Raw genomic sequence first — 19409 nt, forward strand, 5'->3', positions numbered from 1 at the left:
TCCACCCCTCCGCACCTCCGCACCTCCGCACCTCCGCACCTCCGCACCTCCGCACGGAAGGATGACCATGCCGATGTCGTTCGAGCCCGGGACACCTCATCATCCGGACTCTCCGGATCGCGATGACGATCTCCCGCCCCGAACAGGCCGAGTCCACATCGCAGCCCGCCAGCGCGGCGCGGACATCACCGCTCTCGGCTCGCTGGCACTGCACCTCCCGCACATGGCCGCCAGCCTGGCTGTGATCTTCGTCCTGTCGTACGCCCTGAGCCACCTGAGCGGCCTTCCCTGGCCACTGCTCTTCGGTTGCTGGGCCCTGAGCGGAGCTCTCGTCTTCCACCGGCCGTGCGAGCGGCTCATGGCCCGCTGGGTCTTCGGCTTGCGCCACCCCACACCGGAGGAGGCCCGGCGGCTGCGGCCCGTCTGGCGTGAGGTGACGGCCCGGGCCGGTGTGGAAGCGAGCGGCTATCAGCTGTGGATAGAGGACAGCAACGAGCTCAATGCCCTTGCCGCAGCCGGTCACATCGTCGGCGTGACCAGTCACTCGCTGCGAAGCCTTACTCCGGCGCAACTCGGTGGAGTCCTCGCCCACGAGTTGGGGCACCACACCCGCGGGCACGCCTGGGCCTCGCTGTTGTCCTTCTGGTACGCGTGGCCGGCTCGGCTCGCATGGCGTCCGCTGCTCCGGCTGTCCACCCGGCTGGGCAGACTCCCCACCGGGGCGGCGGCCATGGTGATCGGCCTGACGGGAGCGGTCGTGATCTCGTTGGCGACCGCGACGTACGGCCTGATCTTCCTGCCGCTCGCCACGCCGTATCTCCTGGCCGCGGTCTCCCGGCGGTCCGAGTTGCGCGCCGACGAGCATGCCGCGCTCCTGGGGTTCGCACCCCAGCTGATGTCCGTGCTGCTCCGGGAACGAGGCCGTGAGGAAGCCCGCCCGGTCGCTGCCACCTCTCTGGGGATGGCCTCTGCCAGAACGGGAATCACCGCGTGCCTGCTCGACTCCCACCCCGACGTCACCACACGACTTCACCACCTGCAGGCCTACCTGGAATCGCGCTCGTGAAACCCCGAAGGGCGGCCACCCCGCAGGATGACCGCCCTCGGTTCAAGCGACCCGCTTACTGGTTGTACGGACCGTAGTCGTAGTCCTCCAGCGGAACGGCCTGGCCGGAGCCCGTGCCGAACGGCGAGTAGTCGATGTCGTCGTAGCCGACGGCCGAGTACATCGCGGCCTTGGCCTCCTCGGTCGGCTCGACCCGGATGTTGCGGTAGCGGGACAGGCCCGTACCGGCCGGGATGAGCTTACCGATGATGACGTTCTCCTTGAGGCCGATCAGGGAGTCGGACTTGGCGTTGATCGCCGCGTCCGTGAGGACCCTGGTCGTCTCCTGGAAGGACGCCGCCGACAGCCAGGACTCCGTGGCCAGCGAGGCCTTGGTGATACCCATGAGCTGCGGACGACCGGAGGCCGGGTGACCGCCCTCCTGGACCACACGACGGTTCTCGTGCTCGAACTTCGAGCGCTCGACCAGCTCGCCGGGCAGCAGCTCGGCGTCGCCGGACTCGATGATCGTCACGCGGCGCAGCATCTGCCGGATGATGATCTCGATGTGCTTGTCGTGGATCGACACACCCTGCGAGTTGTAGACCTTCTGGACCTCGCCGACCAGGTGGACCTGGACGGCGCGCTGGCCCAGGATGCGCAGCACGTCGTGCGGGTTGGTGGCACCCACGGTGAGCTTCTGGCCCACCTCGACGTGCTCGCCCTCGCTGACCAGGAGACGTGCGCGCTTGGAGATCGGGTACGCCGTCTCGTCGCTGCCGTCGTCCGGGGTGACGACGATCTTCTTGGTCTTCTCGGTCTCCTCGATCCGGACGCGGCCGGAGGCCTCGGAGATCGGGGCGACACCCTTCGGGGTACGGGCCTCGAAGAGCTCGACGACACGCGGCAGACCCTGGGTGATGTCGTCACCGGCCACACCACCGGTGTGGAAGGTACGCATCGTCAGCTGGGTGCCGGGCTCACCGATGGACTGGGCGGCGATGATGCCGACCGCCTCACCGATGTCGACCAGCTTGCCGGTGGCCAGCGAGCGGCCGTAGCACATCGCGCAGGTGCCGACGGCGGACTCGCAGGTCAGGACCGAGCGGGTCTTGACCTCCTCGACGCCGCGGGAGACGAGTTCCTCGATGAGGACGTCGCCCAGGTCGGTACCGGCCGGGGCCAGCACCTGACCGTCGACCACGATGTCCTCGGCGAGGCAGCGCGCGTACACGGACGTCTCGACGTCCTCCGCCTTGAGCAGGGTGCCCTCGGCGTTCCGGTCGGCGATCTTCAGACGCAGACCGCGCTCGGTGCCGCAGTCCTCCTCGCGGATGATGACGTCCTGGGAGACGTCGACCAGACGACGCGTGAGGTAACCCGAGTCGGCGGTACGCAGAGCGGTGTCCGCCAGACCCTTACGGGCACCGTGCGTGGAGATGAAGTACTCCAGCACGGACAGGCCCTCACGGAACGACGCCTTGATCGGACGCGGGATCGTCTCGTTCTTCGCGTTCGACACCAGACCACGCATACCGGCGATCTGACGCATCTGCATCATGTTGCCTCGTGCACCCGAGTTCACCATCATGAAGATCGGGTTGGTCTTCGGGAAGTTGTCGTTCATCGCCTCGGCGACCTCGTTGGTCGCCTTGGTCCAGATCGCGATGAGCTCCTGCGTGCGCTCGTCCTTGGTGATCAGACCGCGCTCGTACTGCTTCTGGACCTTCTCGTCCTGCGCCTCGTAGCCGCGGACGATCTCCTTCTTCGCCTCGGGGACGACGACGTCGGAGATCGCGACGGTGACGCCGGAACGGGTGGCCCAGTAGAAGCCGGCCGCCTTCAGGTTGTCGAGCGTCGCCGCCACGATGACCTTCGGGTAGCGCTCGGCGAGGTCGTTGACGATCTCGGAGAGCTGCTTCTTGCCGACCTCGTAGTCGACGAACGGGTAGTCCTCGGGCAGCAGCTCGTTGAAGAGCGCGCGGCCCAGGGTGGTGTTCAGCCGGAACGGGTCGCCCTGCTGCCACTCGCCGCCGTCGCCCTCGGCACCCTGCTCGGGCGCCGGCGGGGTCCAGCCGCGCGGCGGGATGGTGCCGACCGGGAAGCGGACGTCGATCTTCGACTGGAGCGACAGCTCGCCCGCGTCGAAGGCCATGATCGCCTCCGCGACCGAGGCGAAGGAACGGCCCTCGCCCTTGAGGTCGCGCATCTCGCCGTCGGTGGTGAGGAAGAACAGACCGAGGACCATGTCCTGGGTCGGCATCGTCACCGGGCGGCCGTCGGCCGGCTTGAGGATGTTGTTCGAGGACAGCATCAGGATGCGGGCCTCGGCCTGCGCCTCCGCGGACAGCGGCAGGTGCACGGCCATCTGGTCACCGTCGAAGTCCGCGTTGAACGCGGTGCAGACGAGCGGGTGGATCTGGATGGCCTTGCCCTCGACCAGCTGCGGCTCGAAGGCCTGGATGCCGAGGCGGTGCAGCGTGGGCGCACGGTTCAGCAGAACCGGGTGCTCCGCGATGACCTCTTCCAGCACGTCGTACACGACCGTGCGGCCGCGCTCGACCATGCGCTTCGCCGACTTGATGTTCTGCGCGTGGTTCAGGTCGACCAGGCGCTTCATCACGAACGGCTTGAACAGCTCCAGCGCCATCGCCTTCGGCAGACCGCACTGGTGCAGCTTCAGCTGCGGACCGACGACGATCACGGAACGCGCGGAGTAGTCCACACGCTTGCCGAGCAGGTTCTGACGGAAGCGGCCCTGCTTGCCCTTCAGCATGTCGCTGAGGGACTTCAGCGGGCGGTTACCGGGACCGGTGACCGGGCGGCCGCGGCGGCCGTTGTCGAAGAGCGCGTCGACGGCCTCCTGGAGCATGCGCTTCTCGTTGTTCACGATGATCTCGGGCGCACCGAGGTCGAGAAGGCGCTTCAGGCGGTTGTTGCGGTTGATCACACGGCGGTACAGGTCGTTCAGGTCGGAGGTCGCGAAGCGGCCACCGTCCAGCTGCACCATCGGACGCAGGTCCGGCGGGATGACCGGCACGCAGTCGAGCACCATGCCCTTGGGGCTGTTGCTGGTCTGCAGGAACGCGGAGACGACCTTGAGGCGCTTGAGCGCACGGGTCTTCTTCTGGCCCTTGCCGGTGCGGATGATCTCGCGGAGGCGCTCGGCCTCCTCGTCGAGGTCGAAGGACTCCAGGCGCTTCTGCAGCGCCGCGGCACCCATCGAGCCGTCGAAGTACGTGCCGAAGCGGTCGCGCAGCTCGCGGTAGAGCAGCTCGTCGCCCTCGAGGTCCTGGACCTTGAGGTTCTTGAACCGGTTCCACACCTCGTCGAGGCGGTCGATCTCGCGCTGCGCACGGTCGCGCAGCTGCTTCATCTCGCGCTCGGCGCCCTCGCGCACCTTGCGGCGCACGTCGGCCTTGGCGCCCTCGGCCTCCAGCTCGGCCAGGTCGGTCTCGAGCTTCTTGGCGCGGGCCTCCAGGTCGGCGTCGCGGCGCTGCTCGATCTGCTGGCGCTCGACGGAGACGTGGGCCTCCAGCGAGGGCAGGTCGCGCGTACGGCGCTCCTCGTCGACGTACGTGATCATGTACGCCGCGAAGTAGATGACCTTCTCGAGGTCCTTGGGGGCCAGGTCGAGCAGGTAGCCCAGCCGGCTCGGGACGCCCTTGAAGTACCAGATGTGCGTGACGGGCGCGGCGAGCTCGATGTGGCCCATCCGCTCACGGCGCACCTTGGCGCGCGTGACCTCGACGCCACAGCGCTCACAGATGATGCCCTTGAAGCGGACGCGCTTGTACTTGCCGCAGTAGCACTCCCAGTCCCGGGTCGGACCGAAGATCTTCTCGCAGAAGAGTCCGTCCTTTTCGGGCTTGAGGGTGCGGTAGTTGATGGTCTCGGGCTTCTTGACCTCGCCGTGGCTCCACTGACGGATGTCGTCAGCGGTGGCCAGACCGATCCGGAGCTCGTCGAAGAAGTTGACGTCGAGCACTATGCGTCAATCCCTCTCAGGGTTGTAAGTCATGGGGTCTGATACGGGGGTCCTGGGGCCGGCGGCCTTCCAAGCGAAGGCCGCCGGACTCCCGTCAGACCTCTTCGACGCTGCTCGGCTCACGCCGGGACAGGTCGATGCCAAGCTCCTCCGCAGCGCGGAAGACGTCCTCGTCGGTGTCGCGCATCTCGATGGACATGCCGTCCGAGGACAGCACCTCCACGTTGAGGCACAGGGACTGCATCTCCTTGATGAGCACCTTGAAGGACTCGGGGATGCCGGGCTCGGGGATGTTCTCGCCCTTGACGATGGCCTCGTAGACCTTCACGCGGCCGGTGACGTCGTCGGACTTGATGGTCAGCAGCTCCTGGAGGGCGTAGGCGGCGCCGTACGCCTCGAGCGCCCACACCTCCATCTCACCGAAGCGCTGGCCACCGAACTGGGCCTTACCACCCAGCGGCTGCTGGGTGATCATCGAGTACGGACCGGTCGAGCGGGCGTGCAGCTTGTCGTCGACCAGGTGGTGCAGCTTGAGGATGTACATGTACCCGACGGAGATCGGGTCCGGGAACGGCTCGCCGGAGCGGCCGTCGAACAGCCGGGCCTTGCCGGTCGGGAGCACCATGCGCTCGCCGTCCCGGTTCGGGATGGTGTGGTTCAGCAGACCGGCCAGCTCGTCCTCGCGGGCACCGTCGAAGACCGGGGTCGCGACGTTGGTGCCGGGGGCGACCTGGTCGGCGCCGATGACCTGCAGGCGCTGGGCCCACTCCTCCGCCAGGCCGGAGACGTCCCAGCCGCGGCTGGCGAGCCAGCCCAGGTGGATCTCCAGGACCTGTCCCGGGTTCATTCGGGACGGGACACCCAGCGGGTTGAGGATGATGTCGACCGGGGTGCCGTCCTCCAGGAACGGCATGTCCTCGATCGGCAGGATCTTGGAGATGACGCCCTTGTTGCCGTGGCGGCCGGCGAGCTTGTCACCGTCGGTGATCTTGCGCTTCTGCGCGACGTAGACGCGCACCAGCTGGTTCACACCGGGGGGAAGCTCGTCGCCCTCCTCGCGGTCGAAGACACGGACGCCGATGACCTTGCCGGTCTCGCCGTGCGGCACCTTCAGCGAGGTGTCACGGACCTCACGGGCCTTCTCGCCGAAGATCGCGCGCAGCAGGCGCTCCTCGGGCGTCAGCTCGGTCTCACCCTTGGGCGTGACCTTGCCGACGAGGATGTCGCCGGCGATGACCTCGGCGCCGATGCGGATGATGCCGCGCTCGTCGAGGTCGGCGAGGACCTCCTCGGAGACGTTCGGGATGTCCCGCGTGATCTCCTCGGGGCCGAGCTTGGTGTCACGGGCGTCGACCTCGTGCTCCTCGATGTGGATCGAGGAGAGGACGTCGTCCTGCACGAGGCGCTGCGACAGGATGATCGCGTCCTCGTAGTTGTGACCCTCCCACGGCATGAACGCCACGAGCAGGTTCTTGCCCAGTGCCATCTCGCCGTTCTGGGTGGCCGGACCGTCGGCCAGGACCTGGCCCTCGATGATCCGGTCGCCCTCGTTGACGATGACCTTCTGGTTGACCGAGGTGCCCTGGTTGGACCGGGCGAACTTGGCCAGGCGGTACGTGATGTACGTGCCGTCGTCGTTGGCCGTGGTGATGTAGTCCGCGGAGACCTCCTGGACCACACCGGGCTTCTCGGCCTTGACCACGTCGCCGGCGTCGACGGCGGAGCGGTACTCCATGCCGGTGCCGACGAGCGGGGACTCGGACTTGATCAGCGGCACGGCCTGACGCATCATGTTCGCGCCCATGAGGGCACGGTTGGCGTCGTCGTGCTCGAGGAAGGGGATCATGGCGGTCGCGACCGACACCATCTGGCGCGGCGAGACGTCCATGTAGTCCACGTCCTCGCCGCCGACGTAGTCGACCTCGCCGCCCTTGCGGCGGACCAGCACCCGGGCCTCGGCGAAGCGGAGGTCGTCCGTCAGCTGCGCGTTGGCCTGCGCGATGACGAAGCGGTCCTCCTCGTCGGCGGTCAGGTAGTCGACGTCGTCGGTGACCTGGCCGTCGATGACCTTGCGGTACGGGGTCTCGACGAAACCGAACGCGTTGACCCGGCCGTAGGAGGCGAGCGAGCCGATCAGACCGATGTTCGGGCCTTCGGGCGTCTCGATCGGGCACATGCGGCCGTAGTGCGAGGGGTGCACGTCACGGACCTCGAAGCCGGCCCGCTCACGGGACAGACCACCCGGGCCGAGTGCGGAGAGACGCCTCTTGTGCGTCAGACCCGACAGCGGGTTGTTCTGGTCCATGAACTGCGACAGCTGGCTGGTGCCGAAGAACTCCTTGATGGAGGCGACGACAGGCCGGATGTTGATCAGGGTCTGCGGCGTGATCGCCTCGACGTCCTGGGTCGTCATGCGCTCGCGGACGACACGCTCCATACGCGCCAGACCCGTACGGACCTGGTTCTGGATGAGCTCGCCGACGCTGCGCAGGCGGCGGTTGCCGAAGTGGTCGATGTCGTCGGTCTCGACGACGATGCTCGTACCGCTGTCGCCGACCGTCTCGGTCTCGCCCGCGTGCAGCTTCACCAGGTACTTGATCGTCGAGATGATGTCCTCGACGGTCAGGATGCCCGCGTCCAGCGGAGCGTCCGCACCCAGCTTCTTGTTGACCTTGTAGCGGCCGACCTTGGCCAGGTCGTAGCGCTTGGGGTTGAAGTAGAGGTTCTCGAGCAGCGTCTGCGCGGCCTCACGCGTGGGGGGCTCGCCCGGACGCAGCTTGCGGTAGATGTCGAGCAGCGCGTCGTCCTGGCCCTGGGTGTGGTCCTTCTCCAGGGTGGCGCGCATGGACTCGTACTCGCCGAACTCCTCCAGGATCTGCTCGGTGGTCCAGCCGAGCGCCTTGAGCAGGACGGTGACGGACTGCTTGCGCTTGCGGTCGATGCGGACACCGACCATGTCGCGCTTGTCGATCTCCATCTCCAGCCAGGCACCCCGGGACGGGATGATCTTGGCGGAGAAGATGTCCTTGTCGGACGTCTTGTCGATGGACGAGTCGAAGTACACGCCGGGCGAACGGACCAGCTGCGACACCACGACACGCTCGGTGCCGTTGATGACGAAGGTGCCCTTGTTCGTCATGAGCGGGAAGTCGCCCATGAAGACCGTCTGGGACTTGATCTCGCCGGTCTCGTTGTTGGTGAACTCGGCGGTCACGAAGAGCGGGGCCGCGTACGTGAAGTCGCGCTCCTTGCACTCGTCGATGGAGTTCTTCGACGGCTCGAAACGGTGGTCGCGGAAGGTCAGCGACATCGACCCGCTGAAGTCCTCGATCGGGGAGATCTCCTCGAAGATCTCCTCGAGCCCGGACTTGGTGGGGACGTCCTGACCGTTCTCGAGAGCCTCCTCGACCCGACTCTGCCAGGCGGTGTTGCCGAGCAGCCAGTCGAAGCTCTCGGTCTGCAGCGCGAGCAGGTTCGGAACCTCAAGAGGCTCCTTGATCTTTGCAAAAGAGATGCGCAGCGGGGCAGTGCTGGCGGCGTTGTTCGTATTCGCGGTCGAGGCGTTGCGCGAGGCGGCCAAGAGGGGGTCCTTCCGAGGGCTCGGACTCACTACGCGCGTACCGGCCCCTCTCCCGTACACGGAGACAAGCTGTGCCGACAGGGCCGAAAAGGCCAGGTCGGATGTGTCTTGTCGTCGATGCTCGGGCGAGGTGAGACCCCTGGTGACGGGCAGGGGACAGCTAACAGGCAGCGCAAAGGGTCAGTGTAGCCACTTGGCCCACTGATGTCCAGTGCGGGTTGTCAAACCCGTGTTCACCCTCGTTGTTCCACTCCTGCGACAAGGCGCTGCCCTCAACGCACGTTGATACTGCCCTCTTCGTCGCCGATCCATGCCTCGGATTGGATCCTTGTGACGACGCGTCCTGAGAATTGCGCGCTGCGTGCGGTTCGTCAAGGCCCCCCTGCCCGATCCGGGGCCGCCCCGGAGACACGACGAAGATCACCATACCCCCCGTCACAGAGGGTGCAAGGCAACCGTGGCCGGACCCCTGGAACGCCGAAGAGCGACCACCCGGATGGATGATCGCTCTTCCGCGCTCACGCGTTACACGCCCTGTGGGACGTGTGGCGGATCCTGCCGGATCCGAGGGTGTTACTTGACCTCGACGGAGGCGCCGGCGCCCTTGAGGGACTCGGCGGCCTTCTCGGCGGCGTCCTTGGCGACCTTCTCGAGGACGGGCTTCGGGGCGCCGTCCACGAGGTCCTTGGCCTCCTTCAGACCCAGGGAGGTCAGCTCACGCACGACCTTGATGACCTGGATCTTCTTGTCGCCGGCACCCGTGAGGATGACGTCGAACTCGTCCTGCTCCTCGGCGGCCTCGACCGGGGCGGCCGGACCGGCCGGACCGGCAACGGCGACGGCCGCGGCGGCGGTGACGTCGAACTTCTCCTCGAACGCCTTCACGAACTCGGAGAGCTCGATGAGGGTCATCTCCTCGAACTGCGCGAGCAGGTCTTCCTGGCTGAGCTTCGCCATGATTGGCGGTCCTTCCACTAAATCGGCAGGTGCCGGATGTACATGTGAGGCGGGCGTACTACTGGCCCGCTACGGTCGCCGCGTTCAGGCAGCGGCGGCCGGGATGCGAGCCGAGTTACTCGGCACCGCCCTGCTCGTCCTGCTTGGCACGGAGCGCGTCCACGGTGCGGACGAGCTTCGAGGGAAGCGCCTGGAAGAGCTGAGCAGCCTGGGACTGCTTGCCCTTGAAGGCACCCGCCAGCTTGGAGAGCAGAACCTCGCGGGACTCGAGGTCCGCAAGCTTCGTGATCTCTTCGGCGGACAACGCCTTGCCGTCAAGGACGCCGCCCTTGATGACCAGGTTGGGGTTGTCCTTGGCGAAGTCACGGAGACCCTTCGCCGCCTCGACCGGGTCACCGGTCACGAAGGCGACGGCCGACGAACCCGTGAAGAGGTCGTCCAGCGTCGTGATCCCGGCCTCGTTGGCCGCAATCTTGGTCAGCGTGTTCTTCGCCACACGGTACTGAGCGTTCTCACCGAGTGAACGACGCAGCTTCTGGAGCTGCGCGACGGTGAGACCGGTGTACGCGGTAACGACGGCAGCGTTGGAGTCGCGGAACTTGTCCCGCATCTCCTCGACGGCATCGACCTTGTCAGGCCTCGCCATGAGCCTCGGCCTCCTTCCGGGTGATTCGGACCGCGCGGACCCGAAGGAGGACTGGGGAAAACGAAACGCCCCGGCGCAAGCGCACGGGGCGTGGCTCGACCGGTTTCCCACACGCACGAGGCGGCGGACTCCGGGAGCTTCTCCAGTGTCACCTGCGCGGGTCGTCCGCCGTTCAGCGGATCCTTCGGCCACCGCGCCCTCTTCCCGAGCACGCGGTAACGACCAGCGGTCTTTGGCTTCTGTAGGAGGGTACGGGAACGAATCGCTGTCAAGCAAATCCGCCCGCACGACGGATCGCACGGACGGATCGACGGGCGGTTCAGCCCTCGGCCCCCTTGAACATCTCGGCGAGGTCCGCCACGTCCTCGGCGGGCGGGGCCTTGATCTCCACCGGCTTGTTGTAGTCGAGGAAGGTGATGGTCATGTCGAGCGGGCCCTTGTCGGTGTCGCTCTTGGTGCGGAACTGCTTGGTGTGGTCGTCACCGTCGATCCACATGTCCATCGTGAGCTTCTCGACGCCCATCTTCTCGTACTGCTTGATGCTCTTCTCGCGTCGCTCACGGGTCTCCGCGTCCTCCTTGCCGAGGGAGGCGCGCAGCGAGTCGAGGGTGACGGTGCCCGTGTAGTGCGTCGTCTCGACGCCGTCGACCTTCTCGGTGCCGACCTTCTTCACGTCCTTGGCGCCCGTGAGGAAGGTGGACTCCGCCGCCGGGTTCTGCTCGGCCTGGCTCGTGGACCCCATCTGGTCCAGCTCCTCGCCGGCGTCGGAGCCGGACAGGTCGAACTTCATCCAGGACTTGCCGTCCATCTCCTTGGCCATCTCGGCTCCCCCACCGATGTACATGGCCTTGTCGACGAGGCGGATCTCGGCCGTCTCACCGGCCGCCTGGCCGGACGCCGAGATCTTCATGCTCATGGCGATCTCGGGCTTGAGGCGCATGGACGCCTCGCCCTGGACCTTGCCGGACTCCGGCGCCGTACCGCTCATGCGGTAGCGGAGGGACGTGATGTCCTCCGTGTTCTTCGCCGCCTTGGCGACCGCGGCCGCGGGCGTCATCTCCGGCGACTCCTCGGACTGCGAGCCGCAGGAGACCGCACCGGCGGCCAGCAGCAGCGCGCCCAGGCCCGCGGCCGATATGGATGACCTCATCGATTCCCCCCAAGGAATACATGTGTGCTTCAAGCAAGGAAGGACGTGAGCCTATCCCAGGGGACACCCGTGATCTACGGGAATACCCGGGTCAGGAAGAGCCGGCCCGGCCGCGCACCAGGTCGTCGAAGTCCCCTGTGTCGCTGCGCGGGGGCCGCTGCGCCCGGACAGCCACGCCGTGGTCGGTGTAGTGCGCGGTCCGGGTCATCCGGCCGGTCGTCGTCCGGGCCCTCTCCACCTTCTTGACGAGCAGGTCGCGGTCGTCGATCCAGATGCCGACGGTCTCGGTGGTGACGCCGGCGTCGGTGAGCTGCCTCCTCAGGGCGGCGCCGGCGACGTCCGCCGCGGCCACGGTCCCCGACCAGTGCGTGGCGCGCCGGCCGCGGACGCGCTCCACGCCGGCCCTCCGGACGTTCCCGGAGGAGCGCAGGAGCGTCACGGACTGGTGGGGCGCGGTGCTGCGCATCTGGTCGCCGAGGTGGGCGGCGGAGCCGTCCGCGAGGGCTTCCAGGTCGTCGTACGCGTACCGGATCCAGCGCTTGCCGCCCGCCTTGTCGGCGAACCTCTCGCCCATGCGCGCGTAGTAGGCGTCGGGCAGGTAGCGGGCCTCCATGGAGGTGGTGCCGAGCCGGCGCATGGTGTCGGCGATCGTGCCGCCGGTGTAGGTGAGGATGAGGGTGCCGGTGATGCCGTCGCCCCAGCCGAGGGCGCCGTCGGCGGTCATCGACATCAGCGAGCCCATGCTGGTCGTGGACTCGAGGCGGGCGGACCCGGCCCGCTCGGTGGCGCGTTCGGCGGAGCGCAGGGCCGCCGGGGAGCCGCCGCGAGCGCGCCGGTCGTCCCGTCCGGGCCGCTCGGCGGGGTCCGGGGAGGTGCAGGTGGCCACCCCCGTCAGCGCGGTGGCCACAGCGAGCGCCAGACCCGAACGGCGCACGGTCGTGCCCTGCCTACGTCCTCCGTTTCCTCCGGTTCCCGCACGTTAACCCAGCTCGCGCGGGCCCGTACCGGGAAAGGGGAACGGGCCCCGCACCTGTGAGAGATGCGGGGCCCGTGACCGGTTGGGTGAGCCGTCGGGCTCAGACCGCGGCCGGGTCCTCCTCGACGAGGAGGTTGCGGGTGCGGTTCGGGTCGACCGGGATGCCGGGGCCCATCGTGGTGGTGATGGCGGCCTTCTTGATGTACCGGCCCTTGGCGGCGGACGGCTTCAGGCGGAGGATCTCCTCCAGCGCCGCGCCGTAGTTCTCCACCAGCTTGGTGTCGTCGAAGGACGACTTGCCGATGATGAAGTGCAGGTTCGCGTGCTTGTCGACACGGAACTCGATCTTGCCGCCCTTGATCTCGGTGACGGCCTTGGCGACGTCGGGGGTGACGGTGCCGGTCTTCGGGTTCGGCATCAGACCACGCGGACCGAGCACGCGGCCGAGGCGGCCGACCTTGCCCATGAGGTCCGGGGTGGCGACGACGGCGTCGAAGTCCAGACGGCCCTTCGACACCTCGTCGATCAGCTCGTCGGCGCCGACGATGTCGGCGCCCGCGGCACGCGCGGCCTCGGCACGGTCACCGGTCGCGAAGACCAGGACCCGGGCGGTCTTGCCGGTGCCGTGCGGGAGGTTCACGGTGCCACGGACCATCTGGTCGGCCTTGCGCGGGTCGACACCCAGGCGGAAGGCGACCTCGACGGTGCCGTCGAACTTGGTCGTGGAGGTCTCCTTGGCGAGACGGACGGCCTCGAGCGGGGCGTAGAGCTTCTCCCGGTCGACCTTGGCGTCCGCAGCGCGAAGGGACTTGCTGCGCTTGCTCACTACTGCTCCTGTGGATTCTTAGGAGTCGTGGTCCGGGCCGAGCAGGCCCTGCCACTTCTGCTGATGGGGTTGGGGCTCAGCCCTCGACCGTGACGCCCATGGAACGGGCGGTGCCGGCGATGATCTTCTCGGCGGCGTCCAGGTCGTTGGCGTTGAGGTCGGGCATCTTGGTCGTGGCGATCTCACGGACCTGGTCGCGCGTGATCTTCGCGACCTTGGTCTTGTGCGGCTCGCCCGAGCCCTTCTCGATGCCCGCGGCCTTCAGGATCATCTTGGCGGCCGGCGGGGTCTTGGTGATGAAGGTGAAGGAGCGGTCCTCGTAGACCGTGATCTCCACCGGGATGACCCAGCCACGCTGCGACTCGGTCGCGGCGTTGTAGGCCTTGCAGAACTCCATGATGTTGACGCCGTGCTGACCCAGCGCGGGGCCGACCGGCGGGGCCGGGTTGGCGGCACCGGCCTGGATCTGGAGCTTGATGAGCCCCGTGACCTTCTTCTTCTTGGGAGGCATAGCTCTCCGGGTCCTTTCGGTTCGGGTCCTGCCCGCGCCCGGGGACCACCCGGATGCAGGCATACCGCACAACGATAACGGGTAGAGATGCGCGGCCAAAAACCGCGCAGGTCAGGCAAGCGCCGGAGCGTTCGCCTGACCTGCGCGGAAGTGGTGGGTCCGGAAGAAAACCGGTTCGGGGAACTAGTTCTTCTGGATCTGGTCGAAGGAGAGCTCGACCGGCGTCTCGCGGCCGAAGATCTCGACGAGGCCCTTGACCTTCTTCGAGTCCGGGTTGATCTCGTTGATGGTCGCCTGCAGCGTGGCGAACGGGCCGTCGGTGACGGTGACCGAGTCGCCGACCTCGAAGTCCAGCACCTGGACCTCGACCTTGCGCTGCGGGGCGGGCTTGCCCTCGGCCTCGGCGGCCTCGCGGGCGGCCTTCTCCTCGGCCTCGGGGGCGAGCATCTTGACGATCTCGTCCAGCGTCAGCGGGTACGGGTCGTAGGCGTTGCCCACGAAGCCGGTGACGCCGGGCGTATTGCGGACGACGCCCCAGGACTCGTTCGTCAGGTCCATGCGGACCAGGACGTAGCCCGGAAGCTTGTTCTGCTTGATCGTCTTCCGGTCGCCGTTCTTGATCTGGACGACCTCTTCCTGCGGCACCTCGGCCTGGAAGATGTAGTCCTCGACGTTCAGCGAGACGGCGCGCTGCTCGAGGTTGGTCTTCACGCGGTTCTCGTAGCCCGCGTAGGTGTGGATGACGTACCACTCGCCGGGCAGGAGGCGCAGTTCCTCGCGGAGCTTCTCGATCGGGTCGCGGTCGTCCTCGGGCTCTTCCTCGGACTCGGCCGCGGCCTCTTCGCCGGCCTCGGTCCCCGCCTCGTCGGCGTGGTCCGCGGCGGCGTCGGCAGCCTCGACCTCGGCGGAGGTCTCGGTGTCCTCGCTGTCCGCGCCCTCGACGGCGTCGAGCTCGTCCTCGACGGACTCGACCGGCTCGATGGCGTCGTTCACGTTCGGGTCAGACACGGTGGCTGCTTCTTCCTGGATACATAGGGGTGGAACATGCGAAAGGAGCGCCGGGTACCTCGGCGCTCTTCGCTGGCTGGTCAGCCGAAGACGTACTTGGCGGCGTGGCTGAGCCCATAGTCAATCACGGTGACCAGGCCGATCATGATGACGACGAAGATGATCACCACGGTCGTGTACGTCGTGAGCTGGTTGCGGGTCGGCCAGACGACCTTGCGCAGCTCCGCGACGATCTGGCGGTAGAAGAGGGCAAGGCGCTTCAGCGGGCCCTTCTTGCCGCGCTTGCCGCCCTTGCGGGTCTTCTTGGACTCCGGCGCCTCGTCCTGGGCATCAGGCATGTCGATGGAGCCCACGGCGTCCGTCACTCGTCCTCACCTGATTCCGGGTCGTGGCCGTGCCGCGCCCGGTCTGAGCCGCACGGCGGTGCATTGCTGTACGTACATGCGCACACATCCTGGCGAAGGTGTGTGTAGCAGGGCCGGAGGGACTTGAACCCCCAACCGCTGGTTTTGGAGACCAGTGCTCTACCAATTGAGCTACGACCCTTTGTGTGCCCCCCAACGTACCGCATCCGTCCGGATGCCTGGTGTGCACCGAACGGGCGCGGCCTGCCGAAGGCCAACGAGGTGAGAGTGTACGTGGTCCGCGGCCGGGCGTCGAACAGAAAGGGCGCGCCGGGAGCCTCGTTGGCGGAAGATCGCCCTCGGGACGGCTCACCGGGCCGGGGCACCCGCGGGAGACCGACCTGGTCGTGCGGGCGATCCGTACTCCTGTTCAGCGTTCGCCCGGCGTTGTTCAGTCCGTGAAACCCCCGTGCCGCGCAGGTTTCCGGTCTGAAACGATGGGGCGTATGAGCGCTGCAACCCCTCCCACCGAGCGCCGGGTCTCCGCCCGAGTCGGCGCGATCTCCGAGTCCGCCACCCTCGCCGTGGACGCCAAGGCCAAGGCCCTCAAGGCCGCCGGGCGACCGGTGATCGGCTTCGGCGCCGGTGAGCCCGACTTCCCGACCCCGGACTACATCGTCCAGGCCGCGATCGAGGCCTGCAAGAACCCGAAGTACCACCGCTACACGCCGGCCGGCGGCCTGCCCGAGCTGAAGGCCGCCATCGCCGCGAAGACGCTGCGCGACTCCGGCTACGAGGTCGACACGTCGCAGATCCTCGTCACCAACGGCGGTAAGCAGGCCATCTACGAGGCCTTCGCCGCGATCCTCGACCCGGGCGACGAGGTCATCGTGCCCGCGCCGTACTGGACGACGTACCCGGAGTCGATCCGGCTGGCCGGGGGCGTCCCGGTGGAGGTCGTCGCCGACGAGACGACCGGCTACCGGGTGACCGTCGAGCAGCTGGAGGCGGCCCGGACGGAGAGGACGAAGGTCCTTCTGTTCGTCTCGCCGTCCAACCCGACCGGCGCGGTCTACAGCGAGCAGGAGACCGAGGCCATCGGTCACTGGGCCGTGGAGCACGGCCTGTGGGTGATGACCGACGAGATCTACGAGCACCTGGTCTACGGCGGCGCCTCCGCGGTGTCGCTGCCGGCGGTGCTGCCGGAGCTGCGCGACAAGTGCGTCGTGGTCAACGGCGTCGCGAAGACGTACGCGATGACCGGCTGGCGCGTGGGGTGGCTCATCGGCCCGAAGGACGTCGTCAAGGCCGCGACGAACCTGCAGTCGCACGCCACGTCCAACGTCTCCAACGTCGCCCAGGCGGCCGCGCTCGCCGCCGTCTCAGGCGACCTGGACGCCGTCGCGACGATGCGGGAGGCCTTCGACCGGCGCCGCACGACCATCGTGCGGATGCTGAACGAGATCGACGGCGTGGTGTGCCCGGAGCCGGAGGGCGCGTTCTACGCCTACCCCTCGGTGAAGGCGCTGGTCGGCAAGGAGATCCGGGGCAAGCGCCCCAAGGACACGGTGGAGCTCGCGGCGCTGATCCTGGAGGAGGCCGAGGTCGCGGTCGTCCCGGGTGAGGCGTTCGGTACGCCGGGCTATCTGCGGCTGTCGTACGCGCTGGGTGACGAGGATCTCGTCGAGGGCGTGAGCCGGATCCAGAAGCTGCTGGCGGAGGCCAGGGACTGACCTGGGCCTCACGTGAGGCGGTGGCGGGCCGTTCCCCCTTTCGGGGAGCGGCCCGCTTCCGTCGTGTGCCCGTGCGAGCAAGACCACGTTCGGGGAAACGGCTTCCGGGGCGGCCGAGGCGTACGGCAAGATCCTGGGATGGAGCGTGTACGTGATGTCTCTGAGCTGCCCAAGGCCCATCTGCACCTGCACTTCACCGGGTCCATGCGGCCCTCGACCGTGCTGGAACTGGCCGACAAGCACGGGGTGCGGCTGCCCGACGCGCTGACCGAGTCGCTGGTCGGCGGGGAGCCGCCGAAACTGCGGGCGACGGACGAGCGGGGCTGGTTCCGCTTCCAGCGGCTGTACGACGCGGCGCGCTCGTGCCTGCGGGAGCCGGAGGACATCCGGCGGCTGGTGCGGGAGGCCGCGGAGGAGGATGTGCGGGACGGGTCGGGGTGGCTGGAGATCCAGGTCGACCCGACCTCGTACGCGCCGCGGCTGGGCGGGTTGATCCCGGCGCTGGAGATCATCCTGGACGCGGTCGAGACGGCCTCGCGGGAGACCGGGCTCGGGATGCGGGTGCTGGTCGCGGCGAACCGGATGAAGCACCCGCTGGACGCGCGGACGCTGGCGCGGCTGGCGGTGCGGTACGCGGACCGGGGCGTCGTCGGGTTCGGGCTGTCCAACGACGAGCGGCGGGGTATGGCGCGGGACTTCGACCGGGCCTTCGCGATCGCGCGGGAGGCCGGGCTGCTGTCGGCGCCGCACGGGGGTGAGCTGACGGGTCCCGCGTCGGTGCGGGACTGCCTGGACGACCTGGGGGCCCACCGGGTGGGGCACGGCGTGCGGGCGGCCGAGGACCCGCGGCTGCTGAAGCGGCTGGCCGACCGGCAGGTGACGTGTGAGGTGTGCCCGGCGTCGAACGTCGCGCTCGGGGTGTACGAGAAGCCGGAGGACGTGCCGCTGCGGACCTTGTTCGAGGCGGGTGTGCCGTTGGCCCTGGGCGCGGACGACCCGTTGCTGTTCGGGTCCCGTCTGGCGGCGCAGTACGAGATCGCGCGGCAGCACCACGGTTTCACGGACGCGGAACTGGCGGAGGTGGCGCGGCAGTCGGTGCGGGGGTCGGCGGCACCGGAGGACGTGAAGGCGAAGCTGCTGGACGGGATCGACGACTGGTTGCGGTCGTAGGGGTGGCTGTATGGGCGGGGCGGGTGCCTGCGGCGGTCTGTGGCTGGTTCGGTGGGGGTGCGGGTCGCGCCTCTTCGCGTGGGGTGGGTCGGGCCGCGCCGGGGGGGTGTCCGTCCCCGGATCGGCGCGATGGAGCCTCACGGCTGCCCCCGCTGGTCGCCCGCGACTTTTCGTCGACGCGCCGACCGCTGCGGGCGGGCACCCCCGGCACGTCCCCTTCCGTGCGTGCGCGGGCGCGGGTCCGGTCAGCTGCGGGCATGCGTGCCGCCAAGGGCGGCACGGGTGGGCGCGGCGGTACCCCGCGTCGCCAGGGTGCGCATCGCCCCGGCCTGGCGACAACGCCGTGCGTCTACAGGCTGACCCCCACCGTCACCGGTTCGTTCACCAGCGTGATCCCGAACGCCTCGCGGACGCCGGTCACGACCTCGCGTGCCAGGGCGAGGAGGTCCTCCGTCGTAGCGCCGCCCCGGTTCGTCAGCGCCAGGGTGTGCTTGGTGGAGATGCGGGCGGGGCCGTCGCCGTAGCCCTTGGTGAAGCCGGCCTTGTCGATCAGCCAGGCCGCGGACGTCTTGGTGCGGCCCTCCCCGGCCGGGTACGCGGGCGGCTCCACCCCGTCGCCCAGCCGCTCCCGCACGCGGGCGCGGAACGTCGCGAAGTCCGTGTCCGTGAGGATCGGGTTGGTGAAGAAGGACCCGGCCGACCAGGTGTCGTGGTCCTCGGGGTCCAGGACCATGCCCTTGCCGGCGCGCAGCTTGAGCACCGTTTCCCGGGCCTGGTCGAGCGGGACCCGGTCACCCGCCTCCACACCGAGGGCGCGGGCCGTCTCGGCGTACCGGAGGGGCGCGGAGAGGCCGTCGGCGTCCTCCAGGGCGAAGCGGACCCGCAGGACCACGTAGCGCTCGGGGTGGGACTTGAAGCGGCTGTGGCGGTAGGAGAAGGCGCAGTCCTTGTTGGCCAGCGTGACCGTCTCGCCGGTCTGCCGGTCGTAGGCGACGACCTCGGTGATCGTCGAGGAGACCTCCTGGCCGTACGCCCCGACGTTCTGGATGGGGGTGGCGCCCGCCGAGCCGGGGATGCCGGCCAGGCACTCGATCCCGGCCAGACCCGCCTCGACCGTGCGGGCGACGGCGTCGGTCCAGACCTCGCCGGCCGCCAGCTCCAGCCTCGTGCCGTCGAGGGAGAAGCCGCGGGTGGCGATGACCAGGGCCGTGCCCTCGAAGCCCTTGTCGCCGATGACCAGGTTGGAGCCGCCGCCGATCAGCAGCAGCGGCGTACCCGTCTCGTCGGCTTCGCGGACGACGGTGATGACCTCGTCGTCCGTCGTCGCGGTGACCAGCCGGGTCGCGGGACCGCCCAGCCGGAACGTGGTCAGCGGGGCGAGGGGGGCGTCGTGGAGTTCCTGCACGGGCTCAAGAGTACGAGACGGTACTGACAGGGTCGGGCACGCGTGCGTGCGGCCCCGCCCGGTAGCGGGC

General features: G+C 68.5%; 14 protein-coding genes and 1 tRNA gene. 3 read left to right on the plus strand and 12 right to left on the minus strand.

The genetic code is table 11. From position 1 onward, the window contains the following. Window positions 1-67: 67 nt before the first annotated feature. Window positions 68-1066 carry a M48 family metalloprotease gene (locus ACFW6P_RS02760; RefSeq protein WP_386349616.1) on the plus strand — a complete coding sequence of 333 codons (999 nt, stop codon included), beginning with the start codon at window positions 68-70 and terminating at the stop codon, window positions 1064-1066. Between the two features lie 55 nt (window positions 1067-1121). On the opposite strand, the gene ACFW6P_RS02765 is transcribed toward ACFW6P_RS02760, so the two are convergent. The 11 genes from ACFW6P_RS02765 to ACFW6P_RS02815 all read right to left on the minus strand — a co-directional run bounded on the left by ACFW6P_RS02765 (window position 1122) and on the right by ACFW6P_RS02815 (window position 15233). Continuing rightward, a complete protein-coding gene (locus ACFW6P_RS02765; RefSeq protein ID WP_386349613.1) occupies window positions 1122-5033 on the minus strand; it encodes a DNA-directed RNA polymerase subunit beta' in 3912 nt (1303 codons plus the stop codon). Window positions 5034-5127: 94 nt separating this feature from the next. Next, complete coding sequence (gene rpoB, locus ACFW6P_RS02770) at window positions 5128-8613, minus strand: DNA-directed RNA polymerase subunit beta (protein WP_386349610.1); 3486 nt, start codon at window positions 8611-8613, stop codon at window positions 5128-5130. Between the two features lie 573 nt (window positions 8614-9186). Next, complete coding sequence (gene rplL / locus ACFW6P_RS02775) at window positions 9187-9570, minus strand: 50S ribosomal protein L7/L12 (RefSeq protein ID WP_386349607.1); 384 nt, start codon at window positions 9568-9570, stop codon at window positions 9187-9189. Window positions 9571-9685: 115 nt separating this feature from the next. After that, window positions 9686-10216 (minus strand): 50S ribosomal protein L10, encoded by a 531-nt coding sequence (gene rplJ / locus ACFW6P_RS02780; RefSeq protein WP_386349604.1) that lies wholly within the window; start codon window positions 10214-10216, stop codon window positions 9686-9688. A gap of 319 nt (window positions 10217-10535) precedes the next feature. Continuing rightward, window positions 10536-11366: a DUF1396 domain-containing protein gene (locus tag ACFW6P_RS02785; RefSeq protein ID WP_386422777.1), complete on the minus strand. Its 831-nt coding sequence runs from the start codon at window positions 11364-11366 to the stop codon at window positions 10536-10538. Window positions 11367-11457: 91 nt separating this feature from the next. Further along, entirely contained in the window at window positions 11458-12300 is an 843-nt protein-coding gene (locus ACFW6P_RS02790; protein ID WP_386349599.1) for a hypothetical protein, read from the minus strand. A gap of 142 nt (window positions 12301-12442) precedes the next feature. Next, window positions 12443-13168: a 50S ribosomal protein L1 gene (gene rplA, locus ACFW6P_RS02795; RefSeq protein WP_184987117.1), complete on the minus strand. Its 726-nt coding sequence runs from the start codon at window positions 13166-13168 to the stop codon at window positions 12443-12445. A 76-nt stretch (window positions 13169-13244) separates the two neighbouring features. Continuing rightward, complete coding sequence (gene rplK, locus ACFW6P_RS02800) at window positions 13245-13679, minus strand: 50S ribosomal protein L11 (RefSeq protein ID WP_003992325.1); 435 nt, start codon at window positions 13677-13679, stop codon at window positions 13245-13247. A gap of 183 nt (window positions 13680-13862) precedes the next feature. Further along, window positions 13863-14687, minus strand: coding sequence for a transcription termination/antitermination protein NusG (nusG, locus tag ACFW6P_RS02805; RefSeq protein ID WP_386349595.1), 825 nt, complete (start codon window positions 14685-14687; stop codon window positions 13863-13865). A gap of 80 nt (window positions 14688-14767) precedes the next feature. Then, window positions 14768-15052 carry a preprotein translocase subunit SecE gene (gene secE, locus ACFW6P_RS02810; protein ID WP_010036800.1) on the minus strand — a complete coding sequence of 95 codons (285 nt, stop codon included), beginning with the start codon at window positions 15050-15052 and terminating at the stop codon, window positions 14768-14770. A gap of 108 nt (window positions 15053-15160) precedes the next feature. After that, window positions 15161-15233: transfer RNA gene (locus ACFW6P_RS02815), tRNA-Trp, on the minus strand. 304 nt (window positions 15234-15537) lie between these two features. Between ACFW6P_RS02815 and ACFW6P_RS02820 the strand changes: the two genes are divergently transcribed. Then, window positions 15538-16764 (plus strand): pyridoxal phosphate-dependent aminotransferase, encoded by a 1227-nt coding sequence (locus ACFW6P_RS02820; RefSeq protein WP_386349592.1) that lies wholly within the window; start codon window positions 15538-15540, stop codon window positions 16762-16764. 138 nt (window positions 16765-16902) lie between these two features. Continuing rightward, on the plus strand, window positions 16903-17934 hold the full coding sequence (locus ACFW6P_RS02825; RefSeq protein WP_386349589.1) for an adenosine deaminase: 1032 nt from the start codon (window positions 16903-16905) through the stop codon (window positions 17932-17934). A 349-nt stretch (window positions 17935-18283) separates the two neighbouring features. On the opposite strand, the gene ACFW6P_RS02830 is transcribed toward ACFW6P_RS02825, so the two are convergent. Then, on the minus strand, window positions 18284-19339 hold the full coding sequence (locus tag ACFW6P_RS02830) for a UDP-N-acetylmuramate dehydrogenase (protein ID WP_386422779.1): 1056 nt from the start codon (window positions 19337-19339) through the stop codon (window positions 18284-18286). Window positions 19340-19409 lie beyond the last annotated feature (70 nt).

Origin of the sequence: Streptomyces sp. NPDC058741 (genome assembly GCF_042746715.1) — a bacterium.
Taxonomy (GTDB): domain Bacteria; phylum Actinomycetota; class Actinomycetes; order Streptomycetales; family Streptomycetaceae; genus Streptomyces.

What these genes read in the sequence shown, in the direction of transcription:
- ACFW6P_RS02820 (WP_386349592.1), top strand. Translation starts at nt 15,538, where the DNA reads ATGAGCGCTGCAACCCCTCCCACCGAGCGCCGGGTCTCCGCCCGAGTC.
- ACFW6P_RS02825 (WP_386349589.1), top strand. Translation starts at nt 16,903, where the DNA reads ATGGAGCGTGTACGTGATGTCTCTGAGCTGCCCAAGGCCCATCTGCAC.
- rplJ (WP_386349604.1), bottom strand. Translation starts at nt 10,216, where the DNA reads ATGGCGAGGCCTGACAAGGTCGATGCCGTCGAGGAGATGCGGGACAAG.
- rplK (WP_003992325.1), bottom strand. Translation starts at nt 13,679, where the DNA reads ATGCCTCCCAAGAAGAAGAAGGTCACGGGGCTCATCAAGCTCCAGATC.
- ACFW6P_RS02760 (WP_386349616.1), top strand. Translation starts at nt 68, where the DNA reads ATGCCGATGTCGTTCGAGCCCGGGACACCTCATCATCCGGACTCTCCG.
- rplL (WP_386349607.1), bottom strand. Translation starts at nt 9,570, where the DNA reads ATGGCGAAGCTCAGCCAGGAAGACCTGCTCGCGCAGTTCGAGGAGATG.
- ACFW6P_RS02785 (WP_386422777.1), bottom strand. Translation starts at nt 11,366, where the DNA reads ATGAGGTCATCCATATCGGCCGCGGGCCTGGGCGCGCTGCTGCTGGCC.